General features: G+C 43.3%; 24 protein-coding genes, 2 tRNA genes and 1 pseudogene. 17 read left to right on the top strand and 10 right to left on the bottom strand.

The features are described from left to right. Nucleotides 1–22 precede the first annotated feature (22 nt). A complete protein-coding gene (locus tag LC065_RS18785) occupies nt 23–523 on the bottom strand; it encodes a CotY/CotZ family spore coat protein (protein WP_226588150.1) in 501 nt (166 codons plus the stop codon). A gap of 191 nt (nt 524–714) precedes the next feature. Here LC065_RS18785 and LC065_RS18780 point away from each other — a divergent pair, with 191 nt between their 5' ends. The 5 genes from LC065_RS18780 to LC065_RS18760 all read left to right on the top strand — a co-directional run bounded on the left by LC065_RS18780 (nt 715) and on the right by LC065_RS18760 (nt 2,805). Next, on the top strand, nt 715–942 hold the full coding sequence (locus tag LC065_RS18780; RefSeq protein WP_226588152.1) for a hypothetical protein: 228 nt from the start codon (nt 715–717) through the stop codon (nt 940–942). 63 nt (nt 943–1,005) lie between these two features. Beyond that, the gene (locus LC065_RS18775; RefSeq protein ID WP_226588154.1) at nt 1,006–1,335 is read left to right on the top strand and encodes a DUF1360 domain-containing protein; all 330 of its coding nucleotides are present in this window, start codon (nt 1,006–1,008) and stop codon (nt 1,333–1,335) included. Further along, on the top strand, nt 1,332–1,547 hold the full coding sequence (locus tag LC065_RS18770) for a hypothetical protein (RefSeq protein ID WP_226588156.1): 216 nt from the start codon (nt 1,332–1,334) through the stop codon (nt 1,545–1,547). The genes LC065_RS18775 and LC065_RS18770 overlap by 4 nt, the downstream gene beginning before the upstream one ends. A 36-nt stretch (nt 1,548–1,583) precedes the next feature. After that, nucleotides 1,584–1,883 carry a hypothetical protein gene (locus tag LC065_RS18765; RefSeq protein ID WP_226588158.1) on the top strand — a complete coding sequence of 100 codons (300 nt, stop codon included), beginning with the start codon at nt 1,584–1,586 and terminating at the stop codon, nt 1,881–1,883. A gap of 22 nt (nt 1,884–1,905) precedes the next feature. After that, the gene (locus tag LC065_RS18760; RefSeq protein ID WP_226588159.1) at nt 1,906–2,805 is read left to right on the top strand and encodes an MBL fold metallo-hydrolase; all 900 of its coding nucleotides are present in this window, start codon (nt 1,906–1,908) and stop codon (nt 2,803–2,805) included. Here the strand turns inward: LC065_RS18760 and LC065_RS18755 are convergent. The 4 genes from LC065_RS18755 to LC065_RS18740 all read right to left on the bottom strand — a co-directional run bounded on the left by LC065_RS18755 (nt 2,792) and on the right by LC065_RS18740 (nt 5,282). Continuing rightward, nucleotides 2,792–3,469: a DUF421 domain-containing protein gene (locus tag LC065_RS18755; protein ID WP_226588161.1), complete on the bottom strand. Its 678-nt coding sequence runs from the start codon at nt 3,467–3,469 to the stop codon at nt 2,792–2,794. The two genes, LC065_RS18760 and LC065_RS18755, sit on opposite strands and share 14 nt — an antisense overlap. Before the next feature lie 106 nt (nt 3,470–3,575). Continuing rightward, nucleotides 3,576–3,998 carry a GNAT family N-acetyltransferase gene (locus tag LC065_RS18750; protein WP_226588163.1) on the bottom strand — a complete coding sequence of 141 codons (423 nt, stop codon included), beginning with the start codon at nt 3,996–3,998 and terminating at the stop codon, nt 3,576–3,578. A gap of 6 nt (nt 3,999–4,004) precedes the next feature. Next, on the bottom strand, nt 4,005–4,520 hold the full coding sequence (locus LC065_RS18745) for a 2'-5' RNA ligase family protein (RefSeq protein ID WP_226588166.1): 516 nt from the start codon (nt 4,518–4,520) through the stop codon (nt 4,005–4,007). A gap of 33 nt (nt 4,521–4,553) precedes the next feature. Continuing rightward, on the bottom strand, nt 4,554–5,282 hold the full coding sequence (locus LC065_RS18740) for an alpha/beta hydrolase (protein ID WP_226588168.1): 729 nt from the start codon (nt 5,280–5,282) through the stop codon (nt 4,554–4,556). Between the two features lie 345 nt (nt 5,283–5,627). Between LC065_RS18740 and LC065_RS18735 the strand changes: the two genes are divergently transcribed. Next, a tRNA-Val gene (locus LC065_RS18735) sits at nt 5,628–5,700 on the top strand. A gap of 127 nt (nt 5,701–5,827) precedes the next feature. Here the strand turns inward: LC065_RS18735 and LC065_RS18730 are convergent. Then, entirely contained in the window at nt 5,828–7,147 is a 1,320-nt protein-coding gene (locus LC065_RS18730; protein WP_226588170.1) for a DUF2254 domain-containing protein, read from the bottom strand. 172 nt (nt 7,148–7,319) lie between these two features. On the opposite strand from LC065_RS18730, the gene LC065_RS18725 reads away from it, so the two are divergent. Further along, nucleotides 7,320–7,392: transfer RNA gene (locus tag LC065_RS18725), tRNA-Val, on the top strand. 135 nt (nt 7,393–7,527) lie between these two features. Here LC065_RS18725 and LC065_RS18720 read toward each other — a convergent pair. The 3 genes from LC065_RS18720 to LC065_RS18710 form a co-directional block, all read right to left on the bottom strand. Then, the gene (locus LC065_RS18720; protein WP_306163962.1) at nt 7,528–7,725 is read right to left on the bottom strand and encodes a DUF3889 domain-containing protein; all 198 of its coding nucleotides are present in this window, start codon (nt 7,723–7,725) and stop codon (nt 7,528–7,530) included. 97 nt (nt 7,726–7,822) lie between these two features. Continuing rightward, on the bottom strand, nt 7,823–8,017 hold the full coding sequence (locus LC065_RS18715) for a hypothetical protein (RefSeq protein WP_306163627.1): 195 nt from the start codon (nt 8,015–8,017) through the stop codon (nt 7,823–7,825). Nucleotides 8,018–8,311: 294 nt separating this feature from the next. Beyond that, a complete protein-coding gene (locus LC065_RS18710) occupies nt 8,312–8,800 on the bottom strand; it encodes a hypothetical protein (protein WP_226588174.1) in 489 nt (162 codons plus the stop codon). 221 nt (nt 8,801–9,021) lie between these two features. On the opposite strand from LC065_RS18710, the gene LC065_RS18705 reads away from it, so the two are divergent. Both LC065_RS18705 and LC065_RS18700 read left to right on the top strand, forming a co-directional pair. Next, nucleotides 9,022–10,377 (top strand): alkaline phosphatase, encoded by a 1,356-nt coding sequence (locus LC065_RS18705; protein WP_306163961.1) that lies wholly within the window; start codon nt 9,022–9,024, stop codon nt 10,375–10,377. 67 nt (nt 10,378–10,444) lie between these two features. Beyond that, nucleotides 10,445–11,101 (top strand): hypothetical protein, encoded by a 657-nt coding sequence (locus LC065_RS18700; RefSeq protein ID WP_226588175.1) that lies wholly within the window; start codon nt 10,445–10,447, stop codon nt 11,099–11,101. Between the two features lie 95 nt (nt 11,102–11,196). Here LC065_RS18700 and LC065_RS18695 read toward each other — a convergent pair whose 3' ends face one another. Then, nucleotides 11,197–12,060 carry an SDR family oxidoreductase gene (locus LC065_RS18695; RefSeq protein ID WP_226588177.1) on the bottom strand — a complete coding sequence of 288 codons (864 nt, stop codon included), beginning with the start codon at nt 12,058–12,060 and terminating at the stop codon, nt 11,197–11,199. Between the two features lie 225 nt (nt 12,061–12,285). Between LC065_RS18695 and LC065_RS18690 the strand changes: the two genes are divergently transcribed. The 8 genes and pseudogenes from LC065_RS18690 to LC065_RS18660 all read left to right on the top strand — a co-directional run bounded on the left by LC065_RS18690 (nt 12,286) and on the right by LC065_RS18660 (nt 21,026). After that, a complete protein-coding gene (locus tag LC065_RS18690) occupies nt 12,286–13,758 on the top strand; it encodes a CoA-acylating methylmalonate-semialdehyde dehydrogenase (protein WP_226588179.1) in 1,473 nt (490 codons plus the stop codon). 287 nt (nt 13,759–14,045) lie between these two features. Further along, entirely contained in the window at nt 14,046–14,936 is an 891-nt protein-coding gene (locus LC065_RS18685) for a nitrilase-related carbon-nitrogen hydrolase (protein WP_306163626.1), read from the top strand. 130 nt (nt 14,937–15,066) lie between these two features. Continuing rightward, nucleotides 15,067–16,476, top strand: coding sequence for an NAD(P)-dependent oxidoreductase (locus LC065_RS18680; protein ID WP_226588181.1), 1,410 nt, complete (start codon nt 15,067–15,069; stop codon nt 16,474–16,476). After that, on the top strand, nt 16,464–16,982 hold the full coding sequence (locus LC065_RS20635) for a tRNA-dihydrouridine synthase (protein ID WP_371933373.1): 519 nt from the start codon (nt 16,464–16,466) through the stop codon (nt 16,980–16,982). The genes LC065_RS18680 and LC065_RS20635 overlap by 13 nt, the downstream gene beginning before the upstream one ends. Further along, on the top strand, nt 16,865–17,752 hold the full coding sequence (gene preA / locus LC065_RS18675) for an NAD-dependent dihydropyrimidine dehydrogenase subunit PreA (RefSeq protein ID WP_371933372.1): 888 nt from the start codon (nt 16,865–16,867) through the stop codon (nt 17,750–17,752). The genes LC065_RS20635 and preA overlap by 118 nt, the downstream gene beginning before the upstream one ends. An 18-nt stretch (nt 17,753–17,770) precedes the next feature. Then, nucleotides 17,771–19,187 (top strand): annotated as a pseudogene (gene hydA / locus LC065_RS18670) (dihydropyrimidinase). Nucleotides 19,188–19,280: 93 nt separating this feature from the next. Further along, nucleotides 19,281–20,774: an NCS1 family transporter gene (locus LC065_RS18665; RefSeq protein ID WP_226588185.1), complete on the top strand. Its 1,494-nt coding sequence runs from the start codon at nt 19,281–19,283 to the stop codon at nt 20,772–20,774. 15 nt (nt 20,775–20,789) lie between these two features. Then, entirely contained in the window at nt 20,790–21,026 is a 237-nt protein-coding gene (locus LC065_RS18660; protein ID WP_160912088.1) for a hypothetical protein, read from the top strand. Nucleotides 21,027–21,352: the final 326 nt, after the last annotated feature.

Here is a 21,352-nt window from a genome sequence, read left to right as displayed (position 1 = left end):
TGTGCGCGGTTTTTTATGAATCTTAAAGAGTTGCTGCTGCCGGAAGACATGTTACGTGGCAGAAGCAGTTTAAGTCCACTGTGATACAGATGCCTGAAGCGCGAAGGTTTTTGCAGCTTTGGTCAGCTGGTGATTTTGGATCGAAGCCTTTGTGACGGCGTGATCCTTCAACCTCATCTTCGTCGTCATCATCATGACGGCGTTCAGCAAAAAGAAGTTCAAGGATGGCACAACCATCATCATCTACAGATTTAACTCTGAAGAAGAAGCTTCCCTTCACTTTGCAATCATCGCCGCTTCGTTTTGAACCGTAGCCTTTGAAAGGTGTGCATCCATCTTTACAGTAAAGGATGACAGGAACCGTGTCGAAGCCGGACCCTCCACCAGTGTCACCTAAAAGGTCTGCGATTGAACGCTCACAGCTTGTCGTGCAATCGTGCATGACATCATTCTGAGCATCGACGATATCTTTAAGGATATCAATCACACATGAACCTGAATCGAATCTTTTTCCACAGCTCATTTTCTAATTTCCCCTTTCCATACGCATTGACGTATTGTCTTTACTAGAATATGAAATGTGTCTGGGTCGGTGTGGGCATTTGTCTCTTTTCTCTTAATCCGGACTTTTTTTGTTGTTCATGGGCAGGAGACTATACCCAACTGGGGAAAAAACCATAGATTAAAAGTGAATTCGAATAAGGAGTGAATGGAATGTCTGATAAAAAGAAGGTCATCCACGTGAAGGACCTCGTTATTAAAGCGGACAATGTTGTCATTGAGCCACAACGCGATGACCGTCATGACCGTGACGACCGTGTCGATCCATTTTTCGGCGGCCCGAGACGACGTAGAGAAGAATCAAGTAACGAAAGCAGTTCTAGAAACCGCCGCCATGAGGATGAATCTTCCGATCGCCGTGGGGGATTTCGTTGGTTTTAAGAAAATAAAGAGTAAGCCACTACAATGATCGTAGTGGCTTTTTCTTCATGGGAGAGAGGTAGAATGATGTTAAGTGTGATGGAAATCCTATTGCTGGCCCTTGCTACTTTCCGTCTGACCCGTCTCATTGTTAGAGATTATATTATGGAATGGATCCGCCGTCCTTTTATCGAGGTCAAGGTGATTCAGAATGAGCACGGCGTAGAAGAAGAATGGGTGGAACCTAAAGGTTTTATCGGAGAAGGGTTAAGTTGTCAGTGGTGTGTCGGTGTGTGGTCTGCTTTAATTATGCTTTTCTTCTATATTATTGTTCCGTACGGAGAGTGGTTGGTGCTGTTGCTGGCCCTTGCCGGATTACAATCCATCATCTATACATGGGTTGATCGACAATGACAGATAAAAAGGAAAAATCATTATATGAAGTATTAAAGGAGATTGATGTAGAAACGTCGAAAATGAATGGAATCATCAAACAGCCTGAAAAAAAATTCAATGAGTGGGAAAAAGACTTTCAGGCATGGGATCGTCGTTTCTCCAAGCGGATGACAGACATGGAAAAGTTTTTGACCAAACAGATGGGGAAGATGGAACGTTTCTTTGAGTAGGAAAAAAAGGTAAAGATAAACAAAGGAGGCGTCGATATGGGATATATTCTGCCTGTGAATCATTATCAGTATCAGGATTATCAAATCAGAACGACCCAGCATGAACGTTCACCTTTTGTCCTTGAGAAAGTATTCAAAGCCACGTTGGATAGCAATTTGAAGCACAATTACCCTCCTGAGCAAGATCGTGTGGAAGACCAGGGTCGGAAAACGCTCCATATAACGAAGAATACCCATGCCATGAAGAGTGTTCATTCCTCGTTTCAAAGAAGCGGTACAGAGAAGATTCTTTCCAATATGACAGGAAAAGGGCGGTACTTTAGCGAAACTGTATGAAAAAGCTAAAGGAGTCGTGGATATGTCTTTTCAACAGCTGGATGAATGTTGTTATTACTATCATAGTACGGTCAATATTGGATATGTACATCAAGGGATGAATGGGGTACTCATCGATGCAGGAATCGATGCTTCATCCGTGAAAAAGGTGCTCAAGGAACTCGAGAAAAGAGAGCTTCCTTTGACGCACCTTTTTATTACCCATGCCCATGCAGATCATTATGGAGGGGCGAGGTTTGTTCAGGAAAACTACGAAGTTCATACCGTCGCTCCTGTGTTTGAAGAAGCTATTTTAAGAAACCCAGGGATGGAACCTCTTTATTTATTCGGAGGAAATGATCCATTGCCAGAGTTACATAATAAATTTTTAGAAGGACCATCTGTAAGGGTGGATGAGGTCGTGGAAGAAGGGGAGGTAGGGTTTGGTTCGTTAAGAGCGGAAGCTTACCACCTTCCTGGTCATAGTTATCATCAGTTAGCCTTGAAAGTCAATGACATTCTTTTTGCAGCTGACAGTTATTTTAGTTTAGAGACACTGAAAAAACATAAGATTCCCTTCATGACAGATGTCAGTTTGGCGTTGGACAGTTTGGACCGCCTTTCTCAAATTCCATGCTCGGGGGCAGTTCCCGGGCATGGTAAGTTTGAGCCTTCTCCTTCCATGACGATCCAAAACAACATGGATTACCATGAGCAGCTGTCCGCGTGGCTGCACCAATACCTGTCTGAAGAAGGTCCAGCTGCGCATGAGGTAATCGTTAGGGCTATGTGCGAACACTATAACGTTGAAGCTCAGGGTTTGTCCCAATGGCTGCTATTCAGAACAGCGGTCACCGCTTACTTGATTGGATTGAAAAAAGCGGGCCTCGTGGAGGACCGCATTATGAACAACACGTGGAGTTTTTATATTACAGACCAATGATGAATAAGTCCGGTTCGCCTTCTTTGTGTTCGGCATACATGACTTGTGCAGTGTCATTAAAACTTTGTGCTCTCAGTTGATCATGAAGCCACTTCTCATCAAAGCCTGCTTCTTTGAGATTGTCCCAAATGATCTCCCCATCACTGATAATGGTACGAGGGAGAGGGACGGGTTGAGGGGCTAAATTCATATCGTTACGTGTGACATTTTGATACTGGGAGGATTTAAGGACAGAGATTGTACCGTCTGTCTCAAGCACCGCGTATTGAACTTCCTGGATAGAAAAAACATCCTTGGAGCGTAATAAATGCTGAAGTTGATTAAGGTCCAACTTATTCTTCTTAAGTTGATCACGATCGATTTTCCCTTTATATATGACGAGGGAAGGACTTCCTTCCAATATCTTACGTGTTCCTTTAAACTTTTGGGTAATCACTTCCGTGGTGAAGATGAGAATAGTCCATAACAAGATGGCAAAGCCGACATTAAGGACTCCAACATCTTTGTCGTATAAAGCATTACCGACAAGTTCCCCAAGGACAAGAGCAGAGATGAAGTCGAATGCGGTAATTTGGGTGATTTGTGTTTTTCCAAGGAATTTTGTCATAACAAAAAGTGCAGAAAAACCAAAAAGTGTTTCCAAAGTAATTTGTAAGTAATCCATAGCGTTTCACGACCCTTATCTGTAGCCTATACGTTTCATTTTAGACAAAAGGACCTTAGGATAAACGAAAAAACTCCGGAATTCCGGAGTTTCTTTTATCATCGTTTTATAATTTTTTCACCATCGTGACGTGAGGGATACCGGCATCTTGGAAGGGGTCTGAAATGGTAACATACCCAAGGGATTCATAAAAAGCCTCTGCCTGAGTCTGGGCATTCAATTTGGCTTTGTCAAATGCATAATCCCGAATGACTTCTTCCATAGATTCGATGATCTGTTTACCGAAGGATTGACCTCGGCATTCCTTCATGACACAAATCCGTTCAAGTTTTCCAAACCCCTGGACAAAGCGTAGTCGAGAAGCGGCGACCGGCTGTTTTTCCATATATCCAACAAAATGGATGGCGGTATCATCAAATTCATCGATTTCTATTTCCAAGGGAACTTGTTGTTCCTCTACAAAGACGACGCGTCTCACATAGAAAGCGTCGTCTTTTTGCTGTTTATTTCTAACCTTCACGATCTCCACGGAGCATCACCCTTTGCCAAGGCGGAATGTTTCGTATACACTCCAAGCCCCATTTTCAAGCTGATAAAGCAACTGGAAGCGATCGACCTTATCATTTAAGTCGAATTTCAGCATGGTTAGGCTGCCATATACATCAGAAAATTCTTCATCTGAAAGCTTCTGGGCAATTGTAATATGTGGAACAAAAGCAAAATCTTTCTCCTCCGGGAGTTCTCCAGCATGAAGCTTATCATTCAATTCAAAAATTTCATCGGACGGTTCGATTTTTAAGTAAATCGTATTTGTAACCGGAGAAAAAGAGCTCACCTTATATACACCATAGGAAAAAGGCTCCGTATTTTTAGCGATTTCGCTCAATTCAGGGATGATTTTATTCTCAATTTCTTCTTCTTCTGCTTCAAATGCTTCTTTCATCGTGATATGTGGGGGAATCAACGCATAGTGGGGATCATACCGCTTGCGGTAAGAATTCGCCACATCCTGTACTTTTTTTGATGGAAAAACTGCTATTCCGTATCTCATTGGACTAACCCTCCTGTTTCCTTCTATATATCGCTATTCCTTACCAAACATTTTCAATAAAGCACGTTCAAAATCCTTCTGCCATGTTCCCCATGTATGATCACCATCTAATTCATGATACGTGTAGGCAAGAGGCTGGCGATTCAAGAATTCGCGCAGTTCGCGGTTAGGTTCAAGAAAATTCTTTCTTGCTCCTTCTGTTGTTTCGACATCTGTTTCTTCCATTCCAATGGTGTGATAAATGGTCAAGGAAGAAAAGTCTCTGGTGGATTGCACGACTTCTTTCACATGTTCATCCACATAAGGACTCTGCATAATGACATTACCGAAGATATTCGGGAATTTAACCGCTGTCATCAACGCAAGTGTTCCTGCTAAAGAGTCACCGACAAGCGTGCGGCCGCGCCCCATACAGTAACCAGGCAATTCATCATCAAGGAAAGGGACAACTTCACGTATGAGGAAATTCACGTATTCCCCCTGTTTCTTCCCGTCTGGATGGTATTTGTCTTGGCGGTCATATTTGTCATTATAATGGATACCGATGAAAATGGTGTTCTCAATCTTATTCTCTTTATGGAGTTTATCACTCAATGTGGCCGCGCGTCCCATCGAGTAATAATCGTTTCCATCCTGCATGATACAGAAATGGTATTTGTATAATGGAGAGAAATTTTTCGGGGTATACACCCTCAGTGTCATTGTCTCCTGTAAGTATTGACTATCAATGGTGTATTCTGTCATGGATCCGTCTCTACTCATATTCCGACCACCTCCTCACAGCATGGAAAGTTCTTTTAGGCTTTCCCATTAAATTTTTCAAGTAAACGTTCCACTATTCATTTTATCATATAATTGTCGAAAAAGTGGAAAAGATAATAAGTGGAATTTTCAGGTAAAATAGTTTTTACATTCCTAAGACTTTTTCACTAACTGGAAGGATTACGACGACTCTATTTGCAGGTGTTTCGGGATTCGTTGTTTAATCGCCAAGGGTGGTGGAGCGATCAGAGCGGTTTGGGAGATGTAATTTATTGCGAGGTTATTGACATTGTTTGTGTTTCGTAGTATATTATTTCTTGTCAGCAGGTGAATAACTTTACATACGATTCCGTAGCTCAGCTGGGAGAGCGCCACCTTGACAGGGTGGAGGTCGTTGGTTCGAGCCCAATCGGAATCACTAAAATAAAAAGAGAGCCTTCTATAATGAAGGCTCTCTTTTTTATATTCTAAGGTACGATATAGTTTTAATACGTGGACATCTTATCCTATGGATTGACGTCAGGCTCAGAGAAAACTTTGTTCTTCTATGACTTTTGTAAAGTGAAATCTTTGTTACAAGCTTGGGCTAATTTTTCCACCTCGTTATTGAACCTCTTGAAATCGAGTTCATCCAATTCTTCAACTTTCACAGCATTAATGATTGTCTTTCCGAATGCCCAAACATCTTGTTGAACCGCTTGATCGTGCATAGCGGCGATTTTGTACAAAGATTCTACGACACTATTCATAACGGATATATCATGATAACCGTATATTTTTATTTGGTAAAAGCTCTTATACAGATACTCTTCAAAGGATTTTGGCTGTGCTATTAGACGAAGGTCCTCATCAGCATCAATATAGTATCGGATTGGTTCATAAACCGATATCAACTCTATAAGAAGTGACCCAATTCTGTTAATACAGTTGGTCGCTGTATGAGGGTCATTCATGCTGGGTGAAATGGCTCTGACTGCAATCTCTACCAGCTTTTGTATAGAAAATTCGACATCCTGAGTATCAATCCGTTCATTCCCAATTAGAACAAGCGCGGCACATTCCTGAGGGTTTTTAAGTTCACGATCCGAATCTCTCCAATAATAAAAGAGGGGCATTCCTTTTTGGATGTAGTCTCCCATTAAAAAATTCGTTTCGAGTATGAGTGTATGATCTTCTGCCCACTTAATAAGAGAGCCGTATTGGACATTTTGAACGTAGCCGGATTTCTCAGCTTGGATGATTTGAGCTTTTGACTGGTCTAATGATTTGAGCTCGTTGTCATCCCATTCCGTCGCTGTTTGATAATTTTTTTCTTCAAATGTTTTTGCGATAAGTGTGGAGGTGCTTTTTCTTATTGAACCAATTAAGTTGTTAACTTTTAGGAACCGTGATGAATGGTGAATGAACAGGATGAAAAATGCTAAACAAATAATGGAGACGACCACCGTAAAGAGGGGACTGACCAACCCTAAGCCCGGTTCTTTTCCTAATAGAAACAAGTTGATAAGTGAAAAAATAAATCCAAAAGAAAACACACCCAGCACATGTTGAGTCACACGACTCTTCATGAAGTCCTGAAGGGTACGGGGCGAAAATTGTGTAGTGTACGTTGTCAGTACAACCATGATGGTCGAAAAGCTGATGGTTGTCATCGTTAAGATAGAGGTAACCATCGAGCCATATAACGTTTGAGCAACCGAAGACTTCGTCAAAAAGAGAGAAGGTATGTTGTTTTTGTATTCGGATATGACCCATTGATCAATGAGGGCGGTTATCGCCACAGCAATGATTGAAAGGATACTGTATATCGTAGGGAGAAACCAAAAACTATCTCTGAGATTGATCCAAACCTTTCCTTTGTTCATTGAAAGACCTACTTCCTCGTTTAGGGTATGATTCTTAGTATGACCGAATATGGCAAGGATAAAAAGAGGCTTTTACATGAACTTAAAAAACTCTTAAAATTTTATTGACACTTCATTTGTTACGTAGTATATTATTATTTGTCAGCAAAACAGCCGACAAATTTCTACATAGGATTCCGTAGCTCAGCTGGGAGAGCGCCACCTTGACAGGGTGGAGGTCGTTGGTTCGAGCCCAATCGGAATCATCCATACTAAGTGCCGGAATGGCGTAGTTTCTCATCCAGGGAGAGGCTGCGTCATTTCTTTTTTTTATAAAAATTTCTATATTTTCTCAAAAGAAAAGAGACAGATGAGTGCTGTCTCTTTAACAATATCGAATCTTATGAAATTTCCTTGAAGTTGATAGAAATGATTCGGTCTGTCGCTGGATTATAGATGACCGCTCCTTCGATGCTCATCGTTTCCTGAGGGGATTCCATAACAAACTTGTAAACTTCCTTTACGTTACCGTTCTGCTGGGTTTGGCTTACTTTACTATAGTCTGTGGCATTATAATTTGGATAGGCCGACTGAGCGATCTCTAAAAGATATTTTCCCCACTTTTCTTCTTCTAATTGAGGGTTCGGTGTGATTTCTACATTGATGACACCAAGATCTACACTCGCACCTAACGTTTCAAAAGCTTTTTTTGTGAAGATTGATTTTATTATCAGGATAGTTAGGAACTTGATCGACGACCGTGACTAAAACGACCCGTTGATTGGCCATGTTTTTCACTTTGATCGTCTGCCCACATTGGTAAGGTGAATTTTGACCAACTGCAGCCGTCATGTATCGGTTATTCGACCATGGAATTCCACATTTGGTCACTTCTCCGCCTTCTGTCCAGGTGGCCTGGCCCTGGACTGTCTGCCTTACCATAGCCGTAGTAGTTGGCGTGGGTTCCATAGGTTTGAGGGTAGGCATAACGAGAATAAGGGTGGTAAGGATTTGACCCATAGGGATAGCCATAACCATAAGGGACATGGTTAAAATTGGAGTACATTCATTTTCCCCCTGTCTTTACTTTATATCCTCAATAGCCTATGTCATTTTTGACTGGTGTGTGACCGTCCATTATGTACTTCTGTTTTCTATGAAATTCCTCCAATATCGAAGAGGGGATTAATCAACGAGGACTAACCAGTGATCATTTTTTAATACATCAGGTGGATACTTGAAAATGTTCTTATATACAGCCTTCATTTCATCGTACAGTTTTTTTGAATGTATGGTTCTCAAGTAATTGTCCGGATTGTCTTTGAAAGATTGGAGCTTATGTAAATCCAGGCTGATTTTATAGGAGTAAAAGCGTTCAGAAGACCGTAGGAATGACTTTTCTGTTGGTTCCGCATCACTTTGGGAAAGCGGATGTTTGCTGTGGATTCTTATTCTTCTTGAGGTCTTGTTATCTTCTTCAAACTCCTCGCTTACGTCGTAAAATTTCTTGAAGGGCGCTACCGAATCACTGTCGATATAACTGGTACGAAAACTGAACTCGACAGCTCCATGCTCACCAGATACGACACAAAAAGCGAGATATGTACACTTATCTGCGATTCCTCGTTCGATCTCTTCCTTGTTACTAAAGCAGTGACAAAAGCTTTTGGTCATGAGCGCACACCCTTTTTTAAGTAGATTTTAATTATTATATCATGTTTAACCAATTATTCGGTGACATATGAATTTCAGACAATCGACCTAATCCTAATGACTTAATTTGTTAATTTACGTTAGATTTACAGTTTGTTAATCAATGTTTCATAAACTCCAAGTAATATGCTTACTGCATCGACATATTACGAGGAGGAATAAAGTTGTTTAGCAAAAAGTATATGAAAAAATTATTGCCAGTGGCTCTATCCACATCTTTGATTCTAGGGGGTTCTGCTTTTACTATTAACGATGAAGTTCTTGCAAAACCTAACGAAGAAAAAGGAAAGGTAGAGAACATTATCTTTCTAATTGGGGATGGCATGGGCCCTAACTATACATCTGCTTACCGTTACTTCAAGGATGATCCTGCTACTCCTTATACGGAAAACACGGCATTCGATGAGCATTTAATAGGCATGCAGGAAACTTATTCCTGGGATACAGAAGAGAGCATTACGGATTCGGCTGCAGCAGCAACCTCAATGGCAGCTGGAATTAAAACCTATAACAATGCCATTGCTGTGGACATGCAGAAGAATGAAGTGAAAACTACTCTCGAGTTGGCGAAGGAAAAAGGAAAAGCCACTGGCCTTGTAGCTACATCTCAAGTGAATCACGCTACACCTGCTTCATTTGGTTCACACGATGAATCTCGCCACAATTACAATGATATCGCTGATGATTACTATGATGAAAAAGTGAATGGTGAACACAAGATTGACGTAATACTTGGAGGAGGTACTTCTTATTTCAAAAGGGAAGACCGCGACTTGGCCAAGGATTTGCAGGATGATGGATACAGCTATGTGGAATCTCGTGAGGAACTAATGGAAGATTCTAATGAACAAATTGTTGGTTTATTCGCTCCTAAAGGGATGGACAAGATGATTGACCGCTCTTCCGATGCTCCTTCCTTAAAGGAAATGACTTCTTCCGCTTTGGACAGGCTGAGCAAGGACAAAGATGGTTTCTTCCTTATGGTTGAAGGTAGTCAGGTCGACTGGGCGGGTCATGATAATGATGCGGTAGCGGCGATGAGTGAAATGCAGGACTTTGAAGCTGCTTATGAAGAAGCTATTGAGTTTGCAAAGAACAATAAGAATACATTGGTTGTTACGACAGCCGACCACTCTACAGGTGGAATGACGGTAGGACGGGATGGAGAATATCAGTGGAATCCTGAACCTTTAAAAGCTGCGAAACGTACACCGGACTTTATGGCTTCTGAGATTGCAGAAGGTGCAGGGGTTGAGGAGACGTTAGAGCAGTATATCGATCTTGAATTAACCGACGAGGAAGTTCAATCTGTCAAAGATGCAGCAGAAAATGGATCAGTCACGGAGATTGATAATGCGATTGAGCACATTTTCGATATTCGCTCCGGTACAGGTTGGACAACCGGCGGCCATACAGGGGAAGATGTAATTGTTTACGGTTATGGACCTCAGTCTCAACAGTTCGCAGGACTGCATGATAACCATGAAGTTGGTCAAAAAGTCATGAACTTGATGGAAAATGGAAAGATAAAAAAATAGGTACATCAATAACTGAAAAAGCTTCCCTTCCACAGGGAGGCTTTTTTAGAAAAAGGAGAGATAAACGTTGAAACGTTTGCTGCTATTGTTGAGTTTAAGCATTTCCATTACCCTAACTGGGTGTTCAAACCTGGTGTCTGGAGAAGGGAATGAGTCAGAGGATCAGCCTCCTTTATTTGAAATTCCAGAACAAACGAAGTATAAAAACAACCCCCAGGCTCCTGATGATCGTGATTTAAAGGAAGTAGGGGACCAGGCAGAGGATATGGATGGGCAGATAGCCCTTAAAGCTATTAAAAAGATGGAGAAGTATGTAGAAGTGGGACCGGTCCAAATGGTGGTAAAGGATGTAAAAGTACTCAATTACTCTCCGTCGCCTGACTTGGTGGATTATTTTCATGCATTTACTCACAATGAAACCAATTTTAATTATATCAAGTTTACCGTGGCTATAAAAAATACTGGAGATCAGAAAGTGAACTTAGCGCCTGTGGAAGTCTTGAAGACGAATACAGGAGAGGAGTTGGGGTTCAATGACGACTTCTATTTGGAAAAGCTAAAAGGAGAGTACGAACCAGGCGAAACACGAGTAGGACAAATGGGATTCGTCCTCGAACATGATTGGGAAGAATTAGAGACTGTGGTGATTAAGACCAGTGATGTTTTGGATGAGGAAGGTAACTCGTTGGCAGAAGGAGAAAAAATAGAAGTAGATTGGGAATAACCATTTACGTTCGGCAAACAATAGAATAGAAGAAACAAGCGGTCCTCCATCTTCTTAAGGTGGAGGGACCGCTTGTTTTTGTTGTTGATCATATGTTACCCATTTACAGGTATGCCACCATTTACGTGGATCATTTGACCAGTCACGTAGCTGGAATCATTACTTGCTAAATAGACATAAGCAGGAGCGAGCTCATACGGTTGTCCCGGACGCCCCATTGGATTCGTAGAACCGAATTCCGCCACTTTTTGTTTATCGAAACTTGCAGGGATCAATGGTGTCCAAACTGGTCCAGGTGCGACGCCGTTCACACGGATGCCTTTACTTACTAAGGACTTGGCGAGAGAACGCGTGAATGTGGTAATGGCACCTTTGGTTGAAGAATAGTCTATCAATTGCTCGTTCCCCTCATAAGCGGTAACCGAAGAGGTGTTAATGATGGTGCTTCCTTTTTGTAGGTGAGGGATAATCGCTTTAGCCATATATACATAAGAAAAGAAATTCACGCGAAAGGTCTTCTCAAGCTGCTGATTCGTGATAGCAGTGATGTCTTTTTGTGGGAATTGCATCGCTGCATTGTTTACGAGCACATCAATCTTTCCGAAGTCTGTTTTGATACGCTGAACAGTTTCTTCACAGAACGCTGCACTTCCGATCTCTCCATTATATAGGCGGCATGTGCGACCTTCCGCTTCGATCAACTGTTTCGTCTTCTCAGCATCTTTCTGTTCGTTGAGGTATAAAACAGCAACGTCCGCTCCTTCCTTAGCGAAGTACAAGCTTACTGCACGCCCAATTCCACTGTCCCCTCCAGTGATTACAGCGACTTTTCCCTTTAACTTATCACTTCCTTTATAGTTTGGATCCACATATTCCGGAAGCGGATTCATTTCATGTTCGAAACCCGGCTGTCGATCCTGGTGCTGCTTCGGCTGAATATCCTTCTTTTGATTGCTCATCAGAACCCTCCTATATGTAAAATACTGGATGACTTGGTCACCCAATATTAGGATGTCCAGGTCATCCAGTATTATCCAAATATTATATGTCCCTCGACAAAAGGTCATTGTGTCAAAATGGGAGGTATTTGATTTGACACTTCGTCCATTGATGTAGAAATTTTCTGAATTTATAATATATTTGAAGGGTGTAAAGGAACAGAATCTACGAGTAGAGGTGAAAAAATGGAGACAACTTTCTCAAAAAAGAACCAGGTAACGATTCAGAACTTCATTGGTGGCGAGTGGGTTTCGTCGGAAAGCGGGCAAGTGGAGGAAGTACCCAATCCTGCGACAGGAGAGATCATTGCCCAAGTTCCCATTTCATCAAAAGAGGATGTAGATAAAGCAGTCCAATCAGCGAGAGAGGCATTCAAGACGTGGAAAAAGGTTCCGGTACCAAAGCGTGCCAGAGTAATGTTCAAGTACCATCAGTTGTTGGTAGAAAATCGTGAAGAGCTTGCGAAAGCCCTCACACAGGAAAATGGAAAAACGATGAAAGATGCGACAGGTGAAGTACAGCGCGGCATTGAATGTGTAGAATTCGCAGCTGGTGCACCAAGTCTTATGATGGGCGACGTTCTTCCCGATATTGCGGAAGGAATCGACTCTGGAATGTATCGCTATCCGGTCGGTGTCGTCGGTGGAATCACACCATTCAACTTTCCAATGATGGTGCCATTGTGGATGTTCCCGCTCGCGATCGTTTGTGGGAATACATTTGTATTGAAACCATCCGAACGTACTCCAATCCTTGCGAAGATGCTCGTCGAGTTGATTCATGAAGCGGGTCTTCCGAAAGGTGTCCTCAACGTTGTTAATGGTGCCCATGATGTTGTAAACGGATTACTTGAGCATGACGAAGTCGACGCCATTTCCTTCGTTGGTTCTCAGCCTGTTGCGGAATACGTTTACAAAACGGCCGCTAACCACGGCAAGAGAGTTCAAGCGCTCGCTGGAGCAAAAAACCACTCCATCGTACTTCCGGACTGTAACTTAGACAAGTCGGTAGAAGGTATCATCAATGCCGCTTTCGGAAGCGCAGGAGAGCGTTGCATGGCTTGTTCTGTAGTCGTAGCAGTCGGAGATGTAGCTGACGATCTTGTCGCTAAATTAAAAGAAGCGGCTGACCAGTTAAATGTAGGAAATGGTTTAGATCAGGAAACCAATCTTGGGCCATTAATTCGTGACTCCCACCGTGAGCGTGTTCTCGGCTATATTGAAGCCGGGGAACAGGATAATGCGAAGCTCGTCCGTGATGGTCGAGTAGAACTTCGTGAGAATGAGTCCGGGTATTTCCTTGGTGCGACGATTTTTGATTATGTTACCGATGAAATGAAGATCTGGAAAGATGAGATTTTTGCTCCTGTTCTTAGTATTGTTCGTGCCGATTCACTTGACGAAGCGATCGAAACGGCCAACAAATCTGAATTCGCCAATGGTGCTGTTATTTACACGACAAGCGGAAAAGCGGTTCAACAGTTCAGAGAAGAGATGGATGCCGGAATGCTCGGTGTCAACGTCAACGTTCCTGCCCCAATGGCGTTCTTCCCGTTCTCTGGAAATAAGAAGTCCTTCTATGGCGATCTCCATGCCAACGGTAAAGATGGACTCAACTTCTATACGAAGCGTAAAATGCTGACTCAACGCTGGTATTAATTTTATAAGTGCGCGGGATTCACATATTTCGCGCACACTTCCCACTATTTGATCCACAAATTTCCTGCCAATCTTACAAAAAATCTAAACAAAGAATGTAACATTTAACATTATGTATAATGGAATTTTTCAATTTTTAATGTAAAGTGAAAATAGTTATTTAAAAATTCAGTAAATAAAGAAAATTCAATAATAGGAGGTGAACGAAGAGGAAGAAATCATATTCTTGGGGAATTTGATTTCGGTGTGAACGCACTACAAAAAGGATTACATAAGGAGGAATTATAGTGTCTGATAAAGTCCAAATAGGTTTGATCCAGGCTTCACATGATGTGGATGGAAGTGAGCCTGTAGAGGTTCACAAACAACATTCCATAGAAAAGCATATCAAACTAGTAAAAGAAGCAGCAGAAAAAGGGGCGCAGATCATCTGCCTTCAGGAAATCTTCTATGGTCCATATTTTTGCTCGGAGCAAAACCCGAAGTGGTACGATTCCGCAGAAGAAATTCCAAATGGTCCGACGACGATACGTTTGCAGGAGCTTGCCAAGGAGTTAGGTGTCGTCATTGTTCTACCTATCTATGAAAAAGAGGGAATTTCGACGTACTACAATACAGCGGCGGTCATTGATGCAGATGGCTCTTATCTAGGAAAATATCGTAAACATCATATTCCTCAAGTAGCTGTAGGGGACAAAGGGCACGGTTTTTGGGAAAAATATTACTTCAAGCCAGGGAATCTCGGCTATCCAGTATTCGATACGGCCTTTGCCAAAGTCGGTGTTTATATCTGCTATGACCGCCACTTCCCTGAAGGTGCTAGATTGCTAGGTTTGAACGGGGCAGAAGTGGTCTTTAACCCATCAGCAACTGTAGCTGGACTTTCTGAGTACCTATGGAAACTTGAGCAGCCTGCTCATGCCGTAGCGAATGGGTATTACCTTGGCGCTATTAACCGTGTCGGTTATGAAGGCCCTTGGAACATGGGTGAATTTTATGGACAGTCTTATCTTGTCGACCCACGCGGAAACTTCGTTGCAACCGCCAGCCGTGATCAAGACGAAGTCCTCGTTGCAGAAATGGACAAGAAGTTTATCCGTGAAGTCCGTGACACATGGCAGTTCTATCGCGACCGCCGTCCTGAAACTTACGAAAACATGGTTGAGCTTCTCCCTTAAAACCTATCCATCAGACACAAAGTAGAAGTTCTGCATAGAGCAAAAGAAAATGAACCATTTTCTCTATGTGGAACTTTTTTATTAAGAGGCCTATCCAAAAGCCTCTCTTTTATTAAAGGAGGGAAACACCTTGACCCAGTTAAAGAGCAAAGGAATTTCATTAGAAAATTTGAAGGTGAACTTCGAGGAAGTCCATGACGGGCTGAATGCTCAGGAAGCGATGGAAGAATCAAACCGTTGTTTGTATTGTTACGATGCTCCTTGTATCCAGGCTTGTCCGACAGGGATCGATATACCGAAATTCATTAAAAAAATCGCATCTGGGAACTTGAAAGGATCGGCTACGACCATTATGTCGTCCAACCCTGTCGGTGCGACTTGCGCCCGTGTTTGTCCGACCGAAGAGTTGTGCGAAGGCGCCTGTGTTTTGAACCATTCCACTGAACCGATCTTAATCGGAGATTTACAACGATTTGCCACAGACTGGGCCATCAAAAACGAACAATTATTGTTCAAGCCTGGCAAGAAAAATGGGAAAAAAGTTGCGGTTGTAGGCGGAGGACCTGCCGGGTTGTCGGCAGCCAGGGAACTCGCAAGGTTCGGTTATGACGTAACGATTTTTGAAGCCGAAGCTGAAGCAGGTGGTCTGGATACCTACGGGATTGTTTCTTTCCGTCTTCCACAGGATATTTCTCGGTGGGAAGTCGACCAAGTCGAGAAACTGGATGTTGAAATCCGCACCAATACGCGTGTAGGCACAGATGTTTCTTTTGAAGAGTTGACCAATGAGTATGATTCGATTGTTTTGACAATCGGAATGGGGAATGTTCCGATGCTCGGCATTGATGGAGAGGATCTGGAGGGTGTGCATGACGCGATTGATTTTGTGAAAAGTACGAAATCCGGACCGATCACCGACGAGCTCCTTGGGAAAAATGTCGTCGTAGTCGGAGCTGGTAACACAGCTATTGATGCAGCGACTTGTGCTGCTCGAAAAGGTGCTGGCGATGTAAAGATCGTCTATCGCCGGACAAGGAATGAAATGACCGCTTATGAGTTTGAATATGACTTCGCGAAGCAGGATGATGTCGAATTCAACTGGCTCACACAACCTGTTGAAATCATTGGTGATGAAAACGGGAAAGTCACTCATTTAAAATGCGTGAAGATGGCCCTCGGTGATCCGGATGCAGATGGACGACGCCGACCATCTCCTGTTGAAAACTCTGAATTTGAGATGAAAGTGGACGCTGTCATTAAAGCGATTGGACAAAGTCGTTATACCGATCTTATTGAAGGGTTTGGACTGGATCATGAAGGTGGCGTTGTCACAGTCGATTCAGAAACATTGCAAACATCGAACCCGAAAGTTTTTTCAGCGGGAGATGTCATTTTTGCCAAAGGTCAGGGAGAAGCGATGGTCGTGACAGCTGCTCAGCAAGGAAAAGAGGCGGCGATGGCGATCCACAAACAACTGGCACCTGAACCGACGAACGCCTACAAATCTTTCAACAAGGAGGAACATACATGGCTGACTTAAGTTTGAATTTAGCAGGAATTAAATCACCGAATCCATATTGGCTCGCGTCTGCACCTCCAACAAACTCAGGCTATCAGGTCCAGCGCGCATTTGAAGCGGGGTGGGGTGGTGCCGTTTGGAAAACATTGGGTGAACCGATTTTAAACGTATCCTCTCGTTTTGCTGCCGTAGGGTTTAACGGAAAACAAGTGGCTGGTTTCAATAATATTGAGCTGATCACAGACCGTCCATTAGAAGTGAACTTGAAGGAAATTTACGAAACGAAAAAACGGTTTCCAGACCATGCAATCATTGCTTCATTGATGGTTGAACCGACTCAGGAAAAATGGCATGAAATTGTCAAACGTGTCGAAGATGTCGGGGTGGATGGACTGGAGTTGAACTTCGGGTGTCCACACGGGATGGCGGAACGCGGCATGGGGGGCAGCCTCCGGCCAGGTTTCCAGAGCTTGTTGAGAAGCAGACGATGTGGGCGAAAGAAGTCGCGCAAACGCCTGTCATCGTAAAACTCACACCGAATATTACCGACATTACTTTCACAGCAGAAGCAGCCGTTAATGGCGGCGCGGATGCAGTCAGTATGATTAACACGATTAACAGTCTAGCTGGGGTCGATATCGATTCATGGGATACGATTCCGAACGTAGCTGGAAAAGGAGCCCACGGTGGATATTGTGGTCCTGCCGTTAAGCCAATTGCATTGAACATGGTGGCTGAATGTGCCCGTCATCCGAAAATCAATGTTCCGATTTCCGGAATGGGCGGGGTATCGAGCTGGAGAGAAGCGGTTGAGTTCATGCTGATGGGCGCAACAGGTGTCCAAGTCTGTACAGCTGCGATGCACCACGGATTCAGCATCATTGAGGATATGGTCGATGGCCTCGACAATTATCTTGATGAAAAAGGCATTGATTCTGTGATGGATCTTGTTGGCAAGTCTGTCGAGAAGTACAGCGACTGGGGCAATTTGGACCTCAATCACCAAGTTGTTGCTCAAATCAATAACGATGTGTGCATCAACTGTAATAAGTGTCATATCGCGTGTGAAGATACTTCTCACCAGTGTATCGACATGTTGAAGGATGCCGATGGTAACGACATTTTGAAAGTACGTGAAGAAGATTGTGTAGGGTGTAACCTCTGCAGCATCGTATGCCCAGTTGATGGCGCGATTGACATGGTCGAGTATGCGAATGGAAAGCCACCGATGACATGGAATGAAAGACAAGCAGCCATTGGTGCAGCCTCTTCTTGTGATGTGAATTTAATCAAATAATTGGTATGGAGGGATAAGATGAAGAAAATCATCAAAAACGGAACGATTGTGACGGCCGCAGATACGTACAAAGCAGATATTCTTATCGAAAATGAAAAAATTGTCCTGATTGGTCAAGACTTGACCGATCCAGCAGCGGAAGTCGTAGATGCGGAAGGAAACTACATATTCCGAGGAGGAATAGATCCGCATACGCACCTTGAAATGCCTTTTGGAGGAACAGTCAGTAAGGATGATTTTGAAACAGGTACGATTGCGGCTGCGCACGGTGGAACGACCACAGTCATCGATTTCTGTCTGACAGACAAAGGAAAGCCACTACAAAATTCCATTGACCAGTGGCACGCGAAATCAAAGGATAAATCCGTCATCGATTACAGTTTCCATTTGATGATTGGTGAAATGAACGAGGATGTTCTCGAGCAGCTCCCAAGTGTCATAGAAGATGAAGGGATAACCTCATTCAAGGTTTTCATGGCCTATAAAAATGTTTTCCAGGCAGATGACGGCACCCTTTTCCGTACATTAGAACAAGCGAAAAAACTGGGCGCTTTAGTCATGGTCCACGCAGAAAATGGGGATGTGATCGATCATTTAGTAAATAAAGCATTGGAAGCTGGACAAACAGATCCAATCTACCATGCGTTGACGCGTCCTCCAGAAGTAGAGGGTGAAGCGACGGGGGCGTGCAGCAGAATTGACGGGACTTGCTGATTCTCAGCTGTATGTCGTCCACGTGACTTGTGAACAAGCGGTCGAAGCGATTGCAAAAGCTCGTAAAAAGGGATACAACGTTACAGGGGAAACGTGTCCACAATACCTGGTCCTCGATCAAAGTTACTTAGAAAAGCCAGACTTCGAAGGTGCGAAATATGTGTGGTCTCCACCACTTCGTGAAAAGCACCACCATGAAGTGTTATGGAAGGCGCTTAAGACAGGAGATCTGCAAACGCTTGGTTCCGATCAATGCTCCTTTGACTTTAAAGGTCAGAAAGACTTAGGTAAAGGGGACTTCACGAAGATCCCGAACGGTGGACCGATCATCGAAGATCGCGTCAGTATCCTTTTCTCTGAAGGGGTGAAGAAAGGAAGAATTTCACTGAATGAGTTCGTAGATATTACGTCTACGAAAATTGCCAAGACATTCGGATTGTTCCCGCAAAAAGGAACGATTTCGGTCGGCGCAGATGCGGACATCGTCATTTTCGACCCGACTGTAGAACGCACGATATCCGTAGAAACCAGTCACATGGCTGCCGATTACAATCCTTTTGAAGGAATGAAAGTGACTGGACAGCCGGTCAGTGTTCTTTCCCGTGGTGACTATGTCATTAAGAACAAAGAATTTGTCGGTAAACTTGGCAAAGGAAATTATTTGAAACGTTCCCGTTACGGGGAACTGACATCCTCCAAAGAAGAACTTTATCAGAAGTAACCTGTCCGATTGCCATGGATTGTAGGCTGCCTCGCTTCAATGAAAGCCAGGCAGCCTTTTAAAAAACAGGTATAGGTAGGAGGAGTCCAAAATATGGACAAAAAGACAAATCATTTAATGTCCCCTGATTTAATGCCCATTCCTCACAAAGAGAAAAAAATCAGTACCCTGGGTTTTTCATTCATGTGGGTCGGAATGGCTGTCGTACTGGCAGCTTTTGCTATAGGTGGAGCGGGTGTTCAGGAAATATCTTTGATCTGGGTGGTTCTTGGTACATTGTTGGGAACGATTTTAATCGGTCTTGCCATTTCTGCGACGGCCGATATTGGAATCGAACATGGGATATCTTTCCCAGTTTACATGAGAGCCCCTTTTGGTACGATAGGTACCCATTTTCCATCTGTTGTGCGCGGGGTTGCTGCATCCATGTGGTTTGGTATTAATACGTTCTTCGGTTCAACCGCTATTAATGGAATTTTAAACATTTTATTCGGTTTTGATAATTGGTTCGTTTGTTATATTCTTTTTGCTTTATTCCAATTATTCAACACGGCATTAGGGATCAAAGCGGTAGAGAAGTTCGCTGACTTGGCTGCCCCGATCATCATTTTGATTGGAGTATGGATGTATTTCACTCTTGCAGGAACAGCTTCTGAACAGGGGAAAGACATATGGAGCTGGGTGGAAAGCCCTGTGACCGGAGGAGCAGCTTTTACAGCTTTTGTTGTCGTCGTTGTTGGGAATATGGGATATTGGTCAACGCTCGCAGCTGATATAGCTTCCATCTCCCGTTTTATTAAAGCACCGAAATTGGAACGTAATTGGGTGAAAAGAAACAAAGGGGCTCTCGTAGGAAGCCTTGTAGCACTGCCTTTGACACAAACATTCATCGTGGTTCTTGGTGCCGTCTCTTACATTGCTGTCTCCAACTTTGACCCTGTCGTCGCTTTACAGGAATCAGCAAGTGGACTTGTCTTAGGTATCCTTCTATTAATGATCGTTCTCGCTCAGTGGTCGACGAACGTGTCGGCTAACATCGTTCCTGCGGCTACGATCTTTTCCAATGTCGGCGGACCGAAGCTGCCATTCTGGGCTGGCGTCTTCATTGCAGGTCTTGTAGGAACAGTCATTCAGCCCTGGAGTATTTTCAACTTATTGATTCCGGTATTGCTGATTGCCGCAGCGATTCTATCTGTCATCGTAGGCATCATTTTTGCCGATTACTATTTATTGAGAAAGCGGAGAATGAACGTCTACGATTTGTATAAACAAGGGGGGCAATTCCGCTATGACGGAGGAGTCAACTGGGCTGGCATCATTTCATGGGTGATCGGAAGTGCCTTCGCTTACACGTTCTCCACCTATTCTTTCTTCGTCGGGTTTGGCGTAGGCGCCTTGTGTTATTACTTATTAGCCAAACATTGGTATTTCAAAAAGCATCCCCAGGCAGAAATTGATAATCCAAGTGATGATGAATATCTGGGCCTAACCGTGGGTCGGGACTGGGTCATCGGAGAAAAATTTGTAGAAGAAAAGCTTGGGCGTAAGACAGGTACAGAAGGATCCACTCGAAAAATAGATGCTTAACAAGGAGGAATTGAAATGTCTGACCATCGCGAATTTGAAGCAGAACGCGAAAAAATCGATTTTTTATTGGAACAGGGCTATGTCATTAGCGGAGTCACTGAAAATTTAAGTGGGGCATTCGTCGAATTCCAATATAAAGGAAACGAATCGGATAAAAGTGAAAAGGAAAGGCTTCATATCCTGCACCCTGATACAAGGAAGTATTTCTCTACCATTCTAGTCCAACAACAGAAAAAACAGAGTGTGAAATAGAAAAAAAGAGGATTGGCTATCTGCCCATCCTCTTTTTCTATTTCTTCTTCATCTTCCACATAAGCTCCCTTTACTTGAAGGCTCAGTTTCGATACTTTTGTTGAGTGGATGGGGGCTACGGGGAATAGCTCGCTTTCCGCGGGAGCGCGGTGAGCCTCCTCGGACTGCGTCATGTGGGGTCTCACCAAGCACTCTCTTCCCGCAGGAGTCTCCCCATTCCCCTCCGCCCACTTGCCGGAAGGGGTTCTCGAAACTACCTTCCAGTAATAGGAACTTTTATGGTTAAAATTCCTAAACGATGCATTTTAAGCAGGAATTCACAACAA

Origin of the sequence: Halobacillus litoralis (assembly GCF_020524085.2) — a bacterium.
Taxonomy (GTDB): Bacteria; Bacillota; Bacilli; order Bacillales; family Halobacillaceae; genus Halobacillus; species Halobacillus litoralis_E.
Note: the sequence above shows the minus strand (reverse complement) of the source record. Positions and strands in the feature narration are given on the sequence as shown.